The sequence below is a fragment of the Serratia sp. AXJ-M genome, from assembly GCF_046531865.1.
Lineage (GTDB): Bacteria > Pseudomonadota > Gammaproteobacteria > Enterobacterales > Enterobacteriaceae > Serratia > Serratia liquefaciens.
This window is the reverse complement of the sequence record NZ_CP059394.1, coordinates 3,309,625-3,325,789: the sequence shown is the minus strand read 5'-3', so window position 1 is coordinate 3,325,789 and position 16,165 is coordinate 3,309,625. Positions and strand designations below refer to the sequence as shown.

Below are 16,165 nucleotides of genomic sequence, written 5' to 3'. Positions count from 1 at the left end.
ATAACCTGACAACATATAGCTAAATCATGCCAGTTAATAAAAAATCTGTGACCTCGCCGGAAGAGTTTAATGCCGATGATTTCAGTCAGGCCGCTATCGCCCTGCATGTATCATCGTCAGGTGAGTATGCCGGGCAAAGTCCGCACGCTCATCGCAAGGGGCAACTTATTCTCTCTTTGCGCGGTGCAGTGCGCTGTGAGGTTGAGGATGCGCTGTGGCTTGTTCCACCAGGACATGCCGTCTGGGTTCCGGGAGAAATCCCCCACCGTTGCCGGATCACGAAGAATGCAGACACGTGCCTTTTATTCATCGAGCCCGGCACGGCAGCGATGCCGAAAATCTGCTGTACCATAGCGATTACACCTCTGGTTCGCGAGCTTGTTCTGTATCTTGCAGAGCAGGAACATGCTTATTCTCCTGACAGTAAAACCGCCAGGCTTGCAGCGGTGCTGCTGGAGCATATTCCGGATGTGCCGGTTGAAGCACTCCATCTTCCTGTATCAGATCATCCTAAAATCCGGATTATGGCTGAGGCACTTTTTAATGAGCCAGATGACCGGCGAACGTTAAAGCATTGGGCTGCTCATCTGGCCATCAGCGAACGATCTCTGGCCAGGCTGATAAAAGAGGCGACAGGAATGAGCTTTGGTCGCTGGCGTCAGCAGCTGCATTTGATGATTGCCCTGAGCCATCTGTCTGAAGGTCAGCCCGTGCAGCGCGTAGCCGGAACGCTGGGATATGATTCGGTCAGTGCGTTTATTACGATGTTCAGAAAAGCGCTGGGTAAATCACCGACGCAATATTTTTCTTCCCTGGATTAGTGCACAAGCACAGAAGCCGGATTTATTCAAAGAACACCAGCGTCCGCTTCACGCCCTGAGACATTCAACAAGCTTTTTATGGCTTCAGTAAGGGCGAGTGTCGCGCTTCGAGAGCCAGCAAATACTTCGCTTCATCGTACCGAGTTTGGTCTTCCAGCAGCGGTAAATGATCGTTATCCATTTGAAAGCAAGAGCCCGGATTGCAGATTGGTGCGATTTCTCTTTTTCTCGCAGTCCCTGATAATAAAGTCTGGCCCAGTATGATGAGTTAACCGTCTTGGCAGCCCATTCAACAAAAGTCTGCCTGACGAACTTAGCACACTGCCATCGCCAGTGAACCCAGGATTTCTGGCCACTTCGTTCTGTCACCGGTGCAATACCTGCGTAGTTTTGAATTTCTTCAGCGCTGTTGAAGCGGTCGCGGTTATCACCCAGTGCGGCAAGCATCCTTGGACCCATGCACGGTCCCATTCCAGGAAGTGATTTGAACAGTTCTGCATCCGGAAGCGTACCGAATAAGGATTCAATACGTTCGTCGTAGGTTCTGATTAGGTCGCCTGCCAGTTTGATTTGAGATGCGAGTGCTGTTGCCATCAATGCATTTGCCTCTATTACACTTTTATCTGTGGTCAGTGGAATAGCATTGGCAATACTTGCAACCCGCTGTTCGGTATATGCAACAGCAGGACCACCTTTAGCGTTCATAAAATGACGAACAGTATCGCTGCGAGCCCGTTTGAGTTGTTGCAGGCTGGGCCAGCGAATGATTAGCTCGCAGAACAGTGAATTGTCCCGATGGGAGAACCATTCCAGGGGCAGGGGGTAATACTGCTTAAGCGTGTTGATGAGCCGATTTACAAAGCGACGCTTGTCTTCGACCAGCAGTCGGCGCTGCTCAACTAATTGCTGGAGTAACCGGATATCTGCGTTGTCGGGTTCAATGGCTTTTATCTTTTGGGGATAGCGTAGCATTAACTCTAATGCTAGCTCGGCATCCTGCGGGTCATTTTTAGCGCCGCTGGGTGAGAAGGCTTGCCGGTAACGAGCCAGGGACAAAGCGTGGACGGAGAAAACGGTGATAAAGGGATATTTTTGAAGAGCATATACCACGGGGCCCTTCTTCAGCTCGAGAGCTATTGCGATTCTGCCTTTTACCTTCTGGTGTAACTCAGTAAGCCAGATATCAAGCGCTTCTGCCGTATGTTCAATCACATGGAATACGCGTTCACCGTTTTTGAACTGAACACAGACATCGTGTTTTTTATCTGCCCAGTCCAGACCAACATGTGCAGCAAATTGATTAGTCGCAGTCATCACCAACTCCTTTCATCGGGGATTGGTATGCATTCCACGCTCTTCGAAAGAAATATAGTCAGCAGTGTATCTGCATGCCCTGAGTATTCGTTAGCGAACGCGGAGCACCTACTGGTTCGAAAGAGAAGCGGCGATCATCACATGATTCTCGCTCAATATTCGTAACCAGTAAGCGCATACCCTGAATCACTCAAAAGTGTAATTCTCAGGGTTAGAATGACTATAGTTCGCTCATAACTGACCCAATCCGTTTCCGTGGATAGATCTAAATGATAAGCGGACCTCACACTTTCGATTCACGCAGGTCAATTCGGTTAAAGATGCTCATAAACGGCTTAACAATTTCTCCGAGTTGAAGCCAGAAAAATGCCCTACCAGTACAGACTGATACGGCTTTTTTTTGTGGCTTATTCTGTCAGAGGGGTTATCCCATTGTGTAACTGATTTCCTTCCCACAAATATAAGGTGGGGCATACGCTTTCCTGCACATATCCAGATAATCCGACCACCATTGCATCATCGCTTTACGGGAATCGAGATATTCTGCTTTATGGATGTAAGCCGCTCGAACGCTGTTACGCTCCTGATGACTCATCTGCCGTTCAACCGCATCCTGTGCCCACAGGCCAGACTCCATCAGGGCACTACAGGCCATTGCCCGTAATCCGTGGCCGCAGATTTCATTTTTTGTGTCATATCTCATCAGGCGCAACGCCTTGTTGACGGTGTTTTCACACATTGGCTTATACGGATTATGGTCACCGGGGAATATCAGCACGCGATGCCCGGATATTTCCCGTATCTGTTTCAGAATAGCGATGGACTGACGGGAGAGTGGAACGATATGTGGAGTGCGCATTTTTGCACCACGCCCAGAGTAGCGGACACCGGAGATGGCCTCGCGAGTGGCAGGAATGGTCCAGATTCTATTTTTGAAATCGATCTCAGACCAACGGGCGAAACGAAGCTCGCTGGAACGGATGAATAGGTGAAGGGTGAGTAATACGGCCAGGCGGGTTAACTCTCGTCCTTGCTTGTAGTCCTCAATGCGAGCCAACAGTTCCGGTAGCCGCTCCAACTGAAGGGCGGGGTAGTGACGTTTAACGGGCGGGGAGATGATACCCTCCAGATTTGCTGCCGGATTGTTCTCTATCAACTCCTGATGTATGGCATGACGCATGATGTTGCACATATGCTGCCGGGTGCGTGCTGCGACTTCCAGCAGACCTTTTTGCTCAATGCCTTTTAGCAGGTCAATAAAGTGACGAGGTTTTAGTTCTGCTACGGGCAAGTGTCCAATCACAGGGAATATATGATTGTTCATGCTGGCAAGCAGACGGGAGGCGTGGTTCTCTGACCATGTTCGGTTGCTTTTATGCCAGTCCAGTGCCACATACTTGAAAGTTTTGTCTGGCGAGGAAGTGGATCTTTCCGCAGAGCGCTGTTGTGCAGGATTGATATTATGCGCCAGCAATTTACGGATACCATCACGCTGTTGACGAGCATCAGCCAAAGACACATCAGGGTATGCGCCTAAGCCAAGGCGAGATTCTTTTCTATTGATACGATATTTGAGATACCAGAGACGTGAACCGCCTGGATTAACCAGCAGATACAGACCATGGGAATCGGAGACTTTAAAGGGTTTTGCGGATGGTTTTAAGTTGCGGATTTTTGAGTCGTTAAGAGACATTTGGGGGTCACTCCGTCATCGAACCAACTTGACCCCAAATCTGACCACCAAATTCTCCCGATGCGGAGGGAAAACTAAAAATACATCGGGAAGACTTTTCACGCTAACTTATTGAATCTAAATTACATAAGGATTCGCAGAGCGGCATGAAAACAAGAGTTTGGCTCCTCTGACTGGACTCGAACCAGTGACATACGGATTAACAGTCCGCCGTTCTACCGACTGAACTACAGAGGAATCGTGTGAACGGGGCGAATAATAGCGGGGTGATGCGGGCTTGTAAAGTCTGAAAACGCCTTGCCGTTTCGTTTGCTGCAAGATTATTCAACCTGCTGCTTTTTATGGCTTTTATTGATGCTCTGCTGCGCAATGGTTCAGGAGCGACCACAGGCTGCACTCCGCGTGCTTCACGCTGGTGCAAACCTTCTCCGTTCTGGGTCGCCCAACGCAGGGAGGCATTGAGCACCAGCATCATTTTTTCTTATTTTTCCTGTGATTAGTTAACGGCTTCTCTTATTTCGTCGGTCTGGCCCGGATCTTGCTGCCGTTCTGTCAACGCAGTTCAGCGGCATGACGGAGGCAATATGAATTTCAGACGTCTGAAGTATTTTGTGAAAATCGTCGATATCGGCAGCCTGACCCAGGCGGCGGAGGTGCTGCATATTGCGCAGCCGGCGCTCAGCCAGCAGTTGGCCACCCTGGAAGGGGAGCTGAAACAGCAACTGCTGATCCGCACCAAGCGCGGCGTGATGCCGACCGAGGCCGGAAACATCCTGTATGCCCATGCCCAGACCATTTTGCGCCAGTGCGAACAGGCGCAGAGCGCGGTCAACAGCGCCGGACAGGCGATGAGCGGTCAGGTGTCCGTCGGGCTGGCGCCGGGTAGCCTGGCATCACAGTTGGCGCTGCCGCTGTTGCAGGCGGTACGCGATCAGCATCCGGGTATCTTACTCAGTCTGAATGAGAACATCGGATCTACGCTCGCCGGACAGGTTGCCGGTCAAAGTCTGGATATGGCGGTGATCTACGGTGCCAAAATGCCTGCGGGCCTTCAGGCCACCTCGCTGATGCGAGAAGATCTCTATCTGGTGGCGACGCGTGCGGTGCCGAACCCGGGTAACAACGTTGATCTGCTGGACGTTGCGCGCCTGAATCTGTTCCTGCCGCGCGAAGGTGATGTGGTACGCACCCAGGTGGATGAAGCCATGGCGGTGCGCAAGCTGGCCGCCAATGTGATTGGTGAAATCGAGTCCTCCAGCACCTTGAGCGCGGCCATCGCCAGCGGCCTGGGGGCCACCATTTTACCCGAGTCGGTGGCGCGGGCGATGATTGGCCCGGCCAAGGCCTGGATGGCTCGAATCAACGCTCCGTCGCTTAGCGTGCCGCTGTCGCTGTGCATTTCCGCACAGCACTCCCTGTCGGCGCCGGCGTTGGTGGTGAAAGAGATCCTGCTGTCGATCGCCGCCAGCCGCAGTCAGGAAAAACGCGTGTTGGCGTTGGTACAATAAATCACGACAGGCTTTCCCGCTTAATCTCGGCGATGGCGGGAGCCGCCGGCAGCGGTTTTGGCGCCGGTGGCGTCGGGTTTTCCTCTGGCCGCGACAGCGCCAGCGAGAAACCGAAGGTGTTGACGCCGTCGAGACTGTGGACGAAGGCCTCCCCCTGGTGCATCAGCGCAATGGCGCGGACGATGGACAGCCCCAGCCCGTGGTGCATGTCGCTGCGAACGCGCGAAGAGTCGACGCGGTAGAAGCGTTCAAACAGCCGGCTCAGGTGCTCGGGGGCGATGGTTTCGCCCTGGTTGGCAACGGCGACGACGGCAAATCCCCGCTGCTCCTGCAGCAGTACCGAAACGGCGCTGCCCGCGACGGCGTGGCGCGCACTGTTTTCAAGCAGGTTAGCCAGCGCGCGATGGAACAGCCGCCGGTCAACCTGCGCCCGCACTTCTCCGGAAATCTCAATGGTCAAATCGTTTTCCATAAACGAAGGTTCGACGTATTCCGCCGTTTTCATAGATTCTTCCCGCAGCGATACTTCGCTCAGTTGGGTAGCGTATTGTCCGGCCTGAGCGTGGGACAGGAACAGCATGTCGTTGACGATCGAGGTCATGCGTTCCAGCTCTTCCAGGTTCGACTGCAGCAGTTCTTCCAGTTCCTGTACGCTGCGTTCGCGAGCCAGCGCCAACTGGGTTTGACCAATCAGATTGGTGAGCGGGGTGCGCAACTCATGCGCCACGTCGGCGTTAAAGCTCTCCAACTGCCGCCAGGCCACTTCCTGGCGCGCCAGCACGCCATTGAAAGACTCCGCCAGGTTGCGCAGTTCGGCCGGTAAGGTGGCGCTGTCCAGCCGCTGGCCAGTAGTGCCGGGCACCAAGCGGTGCGCCTGTTCACTGAGATTGAGCACCGGTCGCATACCGAAGCGCGAGATGGCGTAGCCCAGCAGTGCCGCCAGCCCAATCCCCAGCAGCGAAATCACCACCAGCGCCTGGGTGAACTCCCTCAGCGTGCCCATATAGGGGGCAGAATCAATCGCCACCACATAGCGCACCTCTGGGCGAGCGCCCAGCGGCGGCAGCGTCGCGATCAGCATATACAGCGGGCAATCGCCGTCAGGATTAGCGGCAGTGGCGAAACCGTCCGGCAGTTTTGACCAGTGGGTGCCCGGCGGGGGAACACCGCCGAAGCGGTAACGCGGATCCTCGCTGATCACCCAGTATTTCACCTGGCTGCCTTCGCTGTTGGACAGGGTATTGAGCTTTTGTTGCACCATTGGCCAGTCGCGAGCGGTCCCTTTGGCTTCGATAAAGGGGGAGACCAGCGAATGGCGAAAGTGCAGCTCGTTGTGCATCTGGTTTTGCAACGAGGTCAGCAGCGAACTGCGCAGAAACAGCGCCAGCACCAGCATGATCAGCGCCATGGTCAGCGCGAACATCAATGCCATCCGGCTGGAAATGGAAATTTTCATCAGGCGATTATCCGTGGCGCATCGCGATGCAGCGGACGATTTTCCAGCACGTAGCCCATGCCACGCACCGTGTGCAGCAGCTTTTGCGGATAGGGGGAGTCGATTTTGGCGCGCAGTCGCTTAATCGCCACTTCAACCACGTTGGCGTCGCTGTCGAAGTTCATGTCCCAAACCTGTTCGGCGATCATCATTTTGGACAGTATCTCCCCCTGATGGCGAGCCAACAGGCTGAGCAGGGCAAATTCTTTGGCGGTCAGATCGATACGCTCCCCGCCGCGGGTCACTCGCCGCGCCAGCAGATCCACGTGCAGATCGTCGATTTGCAGTTGGGTGACGTCAATGCCGTCGCTGGTGCGGCGGCGCAATAACGCCTGGATGCGGGCGACCAGTTCAATCAGCGAGAACGGCTTGGGCAGATAATCATCCGCGCCGTGGCGCAGGCCCTTGACGCGTTCGTCTACCGAACCGCGAGCAGACAGCATCAACACCGGCGTCTGTTTGCTGGCGCGCAGGCCTTCCAATACCGCATAGCCGTCTTTGCCCGGCAGCATCACATCCAGGATCACCGCGTCATAGTCCTGCTGCACCGCCAGGTGCAAGCCCTCAATGCCATCGCCGGCGACGTCTACGGTGTAGCCCAGTTCGCTCAGTGCGCGGTTAACGTAGGACGAGGTTTTTTCTTCGTCCTCAACCAACAGTAATCGCATGGCCACTCCCGTCATTATCACCTGATGATTAATTAATCATGAAACCCGCCACCTTGCCACAAGACATCATGTTCAGTGATGAGTTTATGACAGCCATGCGGTCGTGAAGCTGACGGCTGGCTGACATTTTTGTCAGCTAACGCCGCCGTCGGATAAAAAACGCGTTAACTGACACGAATGTTATCTGCGGGTCACGTTGAGGTCAGTTTGCCGCTCGTACAGTAACCTTTGGCCGCTTTGTGGCGCGCCGCGCAACCCTTGACCCAGCATCTAAAAGGATACGGACTCATGAGCCTCAAAATCGCCTCTCTTGCTGTCGGCGTGGTGGTGGCCGCTACTTCGCTCTCTTTGTGGCTGGTGGTGGCCGCTCGCGATACGCCGCCAACTGCACCGCCGCCACCGCCACGGGTCGGGGTGGTAACGTTGAAAAACGAACCTATACCCCTGACCAGTGAACTGCCGGGACGGGTTGCCGCCTTTCGCAATGCGGAAGTGCGGCCACAGGTCGGGGGCATAGTGCAAAAACGCCTGTTTACCGAAGGGGAACAGGTCAAGGCGCAGCAACCGCTTTACCAAATCGACCCGGGGCTGTTTCAGGCGGAATACGATCGCAGCAATGCGGCCTTGGCGCGAGCGCGGGCACAGCTGCGTACCGCCGCGTTGTTGATTCAACGTTACCGGCCGCTGGCAGAGAGCCGGGCCATCAGTCGTCAGGTGTATGACGACGCAGTAGCCGCTCATCAGCAGGCGGTGGCCGACGTGCAGTCTGCGGAGGCGCAGTTGGAAACGGCACGTATCAATCTGGTTTATACCCGGGTGCTGTCACCCATCGACGGCATTATTGGACGTTCGCTGGTGACCGAAGGGGCGCTGGTGACGGCGCAGCAGGCCGAGGCGGTGGCGGCGGTGCAGCAGATAGATCCGATTTATGTGGACGTGACCCAGTCCAGCGTCCAACTTTTGCGGTTGAGAAATGCGCTGGAAAGCGGCGCGGTTGCGCAGGCCGACGGCCCTCAGTCTGCGGCGGTCACTCTGACACTGGAAGACGGCTCTCGCTATGCCCACGGCGGCAAATTGCAATTTTCAGAAATCACGGTGGATCGCTCCACCGGCTCGGTGGTGCTGCGCGCGGTATTCCCCAATCCGGAACGCAAGCTGCTGCCGGGCATGTTTGTGCGAGCCCGGCTGTTAGAGGGCATGGCCGCGCAAGGGGGGCTGCTGGTGCCGCAGCGGGGCATTACCCGCAACCCGCGCGGTGAAGCGACCGCCCTGGTGGTGAACGAGGCGGGCAAGGTTGAGCTGCGCGAACTGACCACCGAACGGGCGATGGGGGACAGTTGGCTGGTGTCGACCGGGCTGGCGGCGGGCGATCGGGTGATTGTCGAAGGCGTGCAGCAGGTCAGGCCTGGCGCACAGGTCAATGCGGTGGAGTGGGCTCCGGCTGCCACAACGCTGTTAAGCAGCACGCGTAAGGAGCCGGCGCATGGCTAAATTCTTTATCGAGCGCCCGGTGTTTGCCTGGGTGCTGGCCATCATCATGATGCTGTGTGGCCTGCTGTCGATTGCCAATCTGCCGGTGGCGCAGTACCCAAGCATCGCGCCGCCCACCGTCAGCATTCAGGTCAACTATCCCGGTGCCTCGGCGAAGACGGTGCAGGATACGGTGGTGCAGGTGATTGAACAGCAGATGAACGGTCTCGACAATCTGCAATACATTTCCTCCGAAAGTAATTCCGACGGCAGCATGAGCATTGCGTTGACCTTTGCGCAGGGCACCGATGCCGATACCGCTCAGGTACAGGTGCAAAACAAGCTGGCGCTGGCACAGCCGCTGTTGCCGCTGGAGGTACAGCAGCAGGGGATCCGCGTTACCAAGTCCACCGCCAACTTTATGATGGTGATGGCGTTTGTCTCGACGGATGGTCGCATGACCCGGCAGGACCTGGCGGATTACGTCGCCTCCTATGTACAGGATCCGATCAGCCGCACCAACGGCGTGGGAGACTTCCAATTGTTCGGTGCGCCTTATGCGATGCGCATCTGGCTGGATCCTGCTGCGCTGGTGAACTACAGCCTGACCGCCACCGACGTCAGCAATGCGATTCAGGAGCAGAACGTTGAGGTTTCATCCGGTCAGTTGGGGGGACAACCGGCGTTGCCCGGCCAGGAGCTGAATGCCACGGTAATTGGCCCCTCACGCTTGCAGACCCCGGAGGAGTTCGGCCAAATCCTGCTGAAAACCGATCCGGACGGTTCGCGGGTTCGCCTGGCCGACGTGGCGCGCATTGAGCTGGGCGCGCAGAACTACGCGATTGATAGCTACTACAACGGCAATGCGGCGGTCGGGCTGGGCGTGCGTCTGGCAACCGGTGCCAATGCGCTGCAAACCGCGCAGGCGGTGCGTGCCACGCTGGCGGAGCTGAAACCCTTCTTCCCGCCGGGAATGGAAGCCGTGGATGCCTATGACACCATTCCATTCATTAGCCTGTCGATCGAAAACGTGGTGCGTACGCTGGTGGAAGCGGTTGTGCTGGTGTTTGCGGTGATGTACCTGTTTTTGCAGAACTTCCGGGCCACGCTGATCCCGACGCTGGCGGTGCCGGTGGTGCTGCTGGGAACCTTTGGCGTGCTGGCAGCCTTCGGTTACTCGATCAATACGTTGACCATGTTTGGCATGGTGCTGGCGATTGGCCTGCTGGTGGATGACGCCATCGTGGTGGTGGAAAACGTCGAGCGGCTGATGCATGAGGAGGGGCTTTCACCGAAGCAGGCAACCCGTAAATCGATGAGCCAGATCACCGGTGCCTTGATAGGCATCGCCATGGTGCTGTCGGCGGTATTTGTGCCGATGGCGTTTTTTGGCGGTTCAACCGGCGTGATCTACCGGCAGTTCTCCATCACCATTGTTTCCTCGATGGTGCTGTCGGTGATGGTGGCGGTGGTGTTTACCCCGGCGCTGTGCGCTACGCTGCTCAAGCCGGTAAAGCCGGGAGAGCATGCCGCACGCAAAGGTTTCTTTGGCTGGTTTAACCGCCGCGTCGAGTGGGCCAACCGCAGTTACGCGGCTTCGGTAATGCGCGGTCTGGGCCGCCCGCGTCGGCTGATGCTGATTTATCTGGTGATTGCCATTGCCACCGGCTGGCTGTTCACCCGCATTCCGACCTCGTTCCTGCCGCAGGAAGATCAGGGCATGTTGTTCGCGCAGGTACAGGCACCGGCCGGGGCCACCGCAGAACGGACGCAGGCCACCTTGCGCGGTGCCACGGAGTACCTGTTGAAAATGGAGAAGGACAGCGTGCGTTCGGTGTTCGCTATCTCCGGGTTTAACTTCGGCGGGCGCGGGCAGAACGTCGGCACCCTGTTTATTCGCCTGCATGACTGGGACCAACGGCCGGACGCCTCGCAAAAGGCCGACGCGGTCGCCGCCCGCCTCAACGCCATGTTCGCACGCGACTTTCGCGATACCCGTATCTTTGTGGTTTCGCCCCCGGCCGTACGTGAATTGGGCAACGTGGCGGGCTTTAACTTCCAACTGATGGATCGTGGCGGCATTGGGCATCAGCCATTGCTGGCGGCGCGCGACAGGTTCCTTGCCGCTGCCCGGCAGAGCCCGGTGTTGAACAACGTGCGTGCCAACGGCCTGGAGGATGCGCCCCAGTATGAACTGCTGATCGACCGCGAGAAGGCGCGGGCGCTCAGCGTGCCGATCACGGAGATTAACCGCACGCTGTCGCTGGCCTGGGGATCGGGTTATGTGAACGACTTTATCGATCGCGGTCGGGTGAAGCGGGTGTATGTGCAGGGAGATGCCTCGTCACGCATGCTGCCGCAGGATCTGGAACAGTGGTTTGTGCGTAACGACAACGGCGATATGGTGCCGTTCTCCGCCTTTGCCAGCGCCGAATGGACCTACGGTGCGCAGAAACTCAATCGGTACAACGGCGCACCGTCGTTTAACCTGCAGGGCGAACCGGCGGCGGGCTTCAGCTCCGGCGACGCGATGGCTGAAATGGAACGCATTGCCGCCACCATGCCGCCCGGCGTGGGCTACGACTGGACCGGACTGTCGTTTGAAGAACGGTTGTCCGGCGCCCAGGCACCGGCACTCTATGCGATTTCACTGCTGGTGGTCTTCCTGTGTCTGGCGGCGCTGTATGAAAGCTGGAGCGTGCCCAGCGCGGTAATGCTGGTGGTGCCACTCGGGGTGATTGGCGCGGTGGTGGCCACGTTGCTGCGTGGGCTGGCCAACGACGTTTATTTCCAGGTGGGGTTGCTGACCACCGTCGGGCTGGCGGCCAAAAATGCCATTCTGATCGTGGAGTTCGCCAAGGCGCACTTCGAAGCCGGCGCCAGTCCGGTAGAGGCGGCGGTGCAGGCCGCCAGACAGCGGCTGCGGCCGATCCTGATGACCTCGCTGGCGTTTATTCTCGGCGTGGTGCCGCTGGTGATTGCCAGCGGGGCGGGCTCAGGCAGTCAGAATGCCATCGGCACCGGGGTAATCGGCGGCATGCTGACCAGCACCTTCCTGGCCATTTTCTTCGTACCGGCGTTTTTCGTCATCATGCTGCGGCTGTTTCGGGTGAAACGGCTCAGCGAACGCCGCCGGGCGGAGGATGAAGCGGAGATAACTGCCCCGGCGCCGGGAGCTGAGCCATGATAAAACTTTTGGCTATCATGCTGGCCACTGCCACCCTGACGGGCTGCTCGTTGACGCCGGACTATCAACGCCCCGCTGCGCCGGTAGCGCCAGCCTATCCGGATTATGGCGTCGCGCAGGTCGACGGAACGGCAGCGGCTATCGGTTGGCGTGAGTTTTACCGCGATCCGCTGCTGCAAACGCTGATTACGCAGGCCCTGACGAATAACCGTGACTTGCGCATTGCGGCGCTGAACGTGGAGGCGGCTCGCGCCAGCTACCGCATTCAACGGGCAGATACGCTGCCCACCCTGGCGGCGCAGGGCAGTGGTTCGGTACAGCGTACCCCGGGCAGTCTGTCCGCAGGCGGGCAGTCTGCGGTGGGGCGCAGCTATCAGGTCGGGGGAGCGCTGTCGTGGGAGCTGGATCTGTTCGGGCGGCTTCGCAGCCTCAACCAGCAGGCGTTGGAATTGTATTTGGCACAGGATGAAACCCGGGCCGCCGCGCAACTGGCGCTGATCGCCGAAACCGCCAACGCTTATCTTTCGCTACGCGCCGATAGCGAACTTCTGGCGCTGGCGCAGGAAACGCTGAGCTCACAGCAGGCGGCCTTTGGGCTGGTGGAACAAAGCTTCCAGCTCGGTGTGGCGACCGAACTGGATCGCAGCCAGGCGGAGGTTGGGGTACGGACGGCGCAGCGTGATTTGGCTCAGTATCGGCGTCAGGTTCGACAGGATACCAATGCCCTGACGCTGTTGGTTGGGCAGCCGTTGGGCTCGGCGATGAGTTCGCGTCTGGCGCAGGCCAGCACCTTGCCGGACGACCTGTTGCCGGAAACCATCCCGGCCGGGCTGCCGGCAGATTTGCTGACCCGGCGGCCGGATATCCGAGCGGCAGAGCATCAGCTACGTGCCGCGAATGCCAATATCGGCGCGGCGCGGGCGGCGTTCTTTCCGACCCTCAGCCTGACCGGTTTCGGCGGCACGGCCAGCGCCGGCCTGGACGGTTTATTTTCTGCCGGTTCCGGTGCCTGGAGTTTTGTGCCGCAGCTCTCGCTGCCTATCTTCTCCGGCGGCTCTTTGCGTGCGGGATTGGATCTGGCGGAGGTGCAAAAACGCATTGAGGTGGCGCGTTATGAGCAGGCGATACAACAGGGATTTCGCGAAACCGCCGATGCGCTGGCCGGTCGCGACACGCTGGATGAGCAAATCCGGGCGCAAACGCAGTTGGTGGCGGCCAATCAACGTGCTTACGCCCTGTCGCAGCAGCGTTTTCAGCAGGGCGTGGATAACTACCTGACCGTGCTGGATTCCCAGCGTTCCCTGTATGCGGCGCAGCAGGTGTTGGTCGATACGCGCCTGGCGCGATTGACCAATCTCGTCGATCTTTACCGCGCGTTGGGCGGCGGGTGGCGCGAGTAAGGGCTTTGCCAACAGGCGCGGCCTTCACCGCGCCTGACGTGGTTGCCGGTTAGCTGAGCTGGTAACGGCTGTCCGGCTGTGCGGCCGCCGGTAAATCCGTTTCGTCGTTCATTTCGCGCAGGTTGATCTCAATCGCGTTGCACATGGCATTCAGCGGCAGGTCATTGGCGGCGGTGCCGAACGGATCTTCCAGTTCCTCTGCCAGCGAGTCCAGCGAGATGAAGGTGTAGGAGATAAACACCGACACCAGCGGCGTCATGTAATGCAGATCCGGCACCAGTGCGAAAGGCAGCAGGGTGCAGAACAGGTAGACCGTACGATGAACGATCAGGCTGTAGGCAAAGGGGATCGGCGTATTGGCGATGCGTTCGCAGCCGCCGAGGATTTCCGACAGCCGGTTGAGGTTTTGGTCGATGCTGTGAAACAGCATGTCCGACAGCTGTGCCGATTGTCGTTTTTCGCCCAGCCATTGGCCCATCATCAACAGCAGCCGGTTGCAGGGGGACATGCTGTTTTCTATCGCTCGCAGATCGACGTTGGGCAGCAGCCGTTGCAGGTCGGCGCTGCTATCGGTGCCGCGCAGCTGGTGTTTCAGGCAGTAGCTGAACGCGATCAGCAGGGCGGCAAACTCGCGCGCCGCCTGATCCTGCTGCGGTAGCAGACTCTTGATCTGGCGCAGCAGCGAGCGCTCAACGATCAGCAGGCTGCCCCACAGCAACCGCGCCTCGGTGAAACGCGCATAGCTGACGCTGTTGCGGAAGCCGAGAAAGATAGCGATCGCCACGCCCAGCAGGCTGAAAGGCGCCAGGGTCAGTTTGACCCCCAGATGTTCGTACCATTGAAAACACAGCACGGCGACGATGGACATCGCCACGTTAAGGCTGAGGCGAAACAGAATTTTGGATAGCACTGAACCGTGCCAGACGAAGAGCCGCCTGAACCAGTGTTGCTGAGGTCTGACAATCATATGTGTGGTGATGTCTGGGGAATGAGAGCCGCTGTTGTAACAGATTTGCGGTCGGTACATCAACGATCTGAGTATGAAAAGTTAAAAAGCCCGCCGAAGCGGGCCCAGATCCTTCGTCATCAGCGGAACGGCGGCTCGTTAAAGGTACGCAGCTTGCGGGAATGCAGGCGATCGCCCTCGGCGCGCAGCAGGTCGATAGCGCAGATACCGATCTGCAGGTGTTCCGAAATGGCCCCTTCATAAAAGCGGTTGGCCTGGCCGGGCAGCTTGATTTCACCGTGCAGCGGTTTGTCGGACACGCACAACAGCGTGCCGTAAGGCACCCGGAAACGGTAGCCCTGAGCGGCGATGGTGGCGCTTTCCATATCTACCGCGACGGCGCGGCTGAGGTTAAAGCGCAGCGCCGACGCGGAATAGCGCAGCTCCCAGTTGCGATCGTCGGTGGTGACTACGGTGCCGGTGCGCAGGCGTTGTTTTACCTCTTCGCCGGGCATGCCGCTGACCATTTTGGTGGCGTCATACAGCGCACGCTGTACTTCGGCAATGCTGGGGATCGGGATATCTGGTGGCAGCACCGAATCCAGCACGTGGTCGTCCCGCAGGTAGGCGTGCGCCAGCACGTAGTCGCCAATCGACTGGCTTTCGCGCAGGCCGCCGCAGTGGCCGATCATCAACCAGGCGCTGGGGCGCAGCACCGCCAGATGGTCGCAGATGGTTTTGGCGTTGGAGGGGCCGACGCCGATATTGATCAGCGTGATGCCCTGGCCGGTGCGAGAGATCAGGTGGTAGGCCGGCATCTGGTGGTTTTTCCAGGCCAGGTCGGAGACCGCCTGATCCGGTGCGGTGGTTTCTGGCGTGATATAGATGCCGCCGGCGCTCGACAGCGCAATATAAGGACTGGCCGGATCGGCTATTTCGGCGCAGGCCCAGCGGACAAACTCATCCACATAGCGGGTGTAGTTGGTGAACAGCACGAAGGGCTGAAAATGCTCCACCGGGGTGCCGGTGTAGTGCCGCAGCCGCGCCAGCGAAAAGTCGGCGCGCAGGGCGTCGAAGTGCGAAAGCGGGAAGGTGCTGGTGGCGTGAAACAGGCCATCGGCAGTCTCATCGCCAATTTGCGCCAGCTCGGTGGTGGGGAAATGCTGCGCCAGGCTGGCGCTCATCGACCGATCCAGCATCAGGTTTGAACCGTCGATCACGTAAGGGAAAGGTATTTCCTGCTGTGACGGTCGCACTTCGATATGCGCATCGTACTCCCCGGCCAGCATGGTCAACTGTTCGGTCAGATAATGGCGGAACAGGTGCGGGCGGGTGATGGTGGTGGTATAGCAACCGGTGTGGGTGAAACGGCCATAGGCGCGGGTTTTGGTTTGACCGGGCGATTTCCCGTCCCAGCTGACGCGCAGCTCAGGGTAAACAAATAGCCCTGCCGCGCGGGTCTGCGCATCGGGTAGGCTGCCATGGCTGATAAAGTCACCGACCGCCTGGCGCAGCGCCTCAACCGAGGCGACATACAGCGCTTCCAGTTGTTCGACTGCCTGAGCGGGGGTGAGGCCGGTGCCGGATTGCTGACTGCTCATACTCTCTCCTTGGTTCTCCCGGCTATGCGGCGGGGAGGCATACGGATGCCGATATCAATTCA

Annotated in this window: 10 protein-coding genes, 1 tRNA gene and 1 pseudogene; 5 read left to right on the top strand and 7 right to left on the bottom strand. The window is 58.2% G+C overall.

Annotated features, from left to right (window positions below; all coding sequences use genetic code 11):
* The first annotated feature begins 26 nt into the window (after nucleotides 1-26).
* The gene (locus H0S68_RS15610; protein WP_041165282.1) at nucleotides 27-821 is read left to right on the top strand and encodes an AraC family transcriptional regulator; all 795 of its coding nucleotides are present in this window, start codon (nucleotides 27-29) and stop codon (nucleotides 819-821) included.
* Nucleotides 822-897: 76 nt separating this feature from the next.
* Here the strand turns inward: H0S68_RS15610 and H0S68_RS15605 are convergent.
* From H0S68_RS15605 to H0S68_RS15595, 3 genes and pseudogenes are all read right to left on the bottom strand, one after another.
* Nucleotides 898-2,135: pseudogene (locus H0S68_RS15605) on the bottom strand (IS110 family transposase).
* 424 nt (nucleotides 2,136-2,559) lie between these two features.
* A complete protein-coding gene (locus tag H0S68_RS15600) occupies nucleotides 2,560-3,828 on the bottom strand; it encodes a tyrosine-type recombinase/integrase (protein WP_014229917.1) in 1,269 nt (422 codons plus the stop codon).
* Between the two features lie 161 nt (nucleotides 3,829-3,989).
* Nucleotides 3,990-4,065: transfer RNA gene (locus tag H0S68_RS15595), tRNA-Asn, on the bottom strand.
* Nucleotides 4,066-4,412: 347 nt separating this feature from the next.
* Here H0S68_RS15595 and nac point away from each other — a divergent pair.
* Entirely contained in the window at nucleotides 4,413-5,336 is a 924-nt protein-coding gene (gene nac, locus H0S68_RS15590; RefSeq protein ID WP_129940846.1) for a nitrogen assimilation transcriptional regulator NAC, read from the top strand.
* 1 nt (nucleotide 5,337) lies between these two features.
* Here the strand turns inward: nac and H0S68_RS15585 are convergent, their stop codons facing one another.
* Together H0S68_RS15585 and H0S68_RS15580 are read right to left on the bottom strand one after the other, a co-directional pair.
* Complete coding sequence (locus tag H0S68_RS15585) at nucleotides 5,338-6,795, bottom strand: heavy metal sensor histidine kinase (protein WP_410529468.1); 1,458 nt, start codon at nucleotides 6,793-6,795, stop codon at nucleotides 5,338-5,340.
* Nucleotides 6,792-7,499: a heavy metal response regulator transcription factor gene (locus H0S68_RS15580; RefSeq protein ID WP_020827675.1), complete on the bottom strand. Its 708-nt coding sequence runs from the start codon at nucleotides 7,497-7,499 to the stop codon at nucleotides 6,792-6,794. The genes H0S68_RS15585 and H0S68_RS15580 overlap by 4 nt, the downstream gene beginning before the upstream one ends.
* A 288-nt stretch (nucleotides 7,500-7,787) precedes the next feature.
* On the opposite strand from H0S68_RS15580, the gene H0S68_RS15575 reads away from it, so the two are divergent.
* From H0S68_RS15575 to H0S68_RS15565, 3 genes are read left to right on the top strand one after another with little or no spacing between them, the layout of a single operon-like run.
* Complete coding sequence (locus H0S68_RS15575; protein ID WP_217331407.1) at nucleotides 7,788-8,990, top strand: efflux RND transporter periplasmic adaptor subunit; 1,203 nt, start codon at nucleotides 7,788-7,790, stop codon at nucleotides 8,988-8,990.
* The gene (locus tag H0S68_RS15570; RefSeq protein ID WP_115058495.1) at nucleotides 8,983-12,156 is read left to right on the top strand and encodes an efflux RND transporter permease subunit; all 3,174 of its coding nucleotides are present in this window, start codon (nucleotides 8,983-8,985) and stop codon (nucleotides 12,154-12,156) included. Before H0S68_RS15575 ends, H0S68_RS15570 begins: the two co-directional genes overlap by 8 nt.
* Nucleotides 12,153-13,556 carry an efflux transporter outer membrane subunit gene (locus H0S68_RS15565; protein WP_410528830.1) on the top strand — a complete coding sequence of 468 codons (1,404 nt, stop codon included), beginning with the start codon at nucleotides 12,153-12,155 and terminating at the stop codon, nucleotides 13,554-13,556. The genes H0S68_RS15570 and H0S68_RS15565 overlap by 4 nt, the downstream gene beginning before the upstream one ends.
* Nucleotides 13,557-13,605: 49 nt before the next feature.
* Here H0S68_RS15565 and H0S68_RS15560 read toward each other — a convergent pair whose 3' ends face one another.
* Together H0S68_RS15560 and H0S68_RS15555 are read right to left on the bottom strand one after the other, a co-directional pair.
* Entirely contained in the window at nucleotides 13,606-14,523 is a 918-nt protein-coding gene (locus tag H0S68_RS15560; protein ID WP_130016400.1) for a bestrophin family protein, read from the bottom strand.
* 119 nt (nucleotides 14,524-14,642) lie between these two features.
* Nucleotides 14,643-16,103: an AMP nucleosidase gene (locus H0S68_RS15555; protein ID WP_046373160.1), complete on the bottom strand. Its 1,461-nt coding sequence runs from the start codon at nucleotides 16,101-16,103 to the stop codon at nucleotides 14,643-14,645.
* Between the last annotated feature and the right edge of the window lie 62 nt (nucleotides 16,104-16,165).

What these genes read in the sequence shown, in the direction of transcription:
- H0S68_RS15610 (WP_041165282.1), top strand. Translation starts at nt 27, where the DNA reads ATGCCAGTTAATAAAAAATCTGTGACCTCGCCGGAAGAGTTTAATGCC.
- H0S68_RS15600 (WP_014229917.1), bottom strand. Translation starts at nt 3,828, where the DNA reads ATGTCTCTTAACGACTCAAAAATCCGCAACTTAAAACCATCCGCAAAA.
- nac (WP_129940846.1), top strand. Translation starts at nt 4,413, where the DNA reads ATGAATTTCAGACGTCTGAAGTATTTTGTGAAAATCGTCGATATCGGC.
- H0S68_RS15580 (WP_020827675.1), bottom strand. Translation starts at nt 7,499, where the DNA reads ATGCGATTACTGTTGGTTGAGGACGAAGAAAAAACCTCGTCCTACGTT.
- H0S68_RS15575 (WP_217331407.1), top strand. Translation starts at nt 7,788, where the DNA reads ATGAGCCTCAAAATCGCCTCTCTTGCTGTCGGCGTGGTGGTGGCCGCT.
- H0S68_RS15570 (WP_115058495.1), top strand. Translation starts at nt 8,983, where the DNA reads ATGGCTAAATTCTTTATCGAGCGCCCGGTGTTTGCCTGGGTGCTGGCC.
- H0S68_RS15565 (WP_410528830.1), top strand. Translation starts at nt 12,153, where the DNA reads ATGATAAAACTTTTGGCTATCATGCTGGCCACTGCCACCCTGACGGGC.
- H0S68_RS15560 (WP_130016400.1), bottom strand. Translation starts at nt 14,523, where the DNA reads ATGATTGTCAGACCTCAGCAACACTGGTTCAGGCGGCTCTTCGTCTGG.
- H0S68_RS15555 (WP_046373160.1), bottom strand. Translation starts at nt 16,103, where the DNA reads ATGAGCAGTCAGCAATCCGGCACCGGCCTCACCCCCGCTCAGGCAGTC.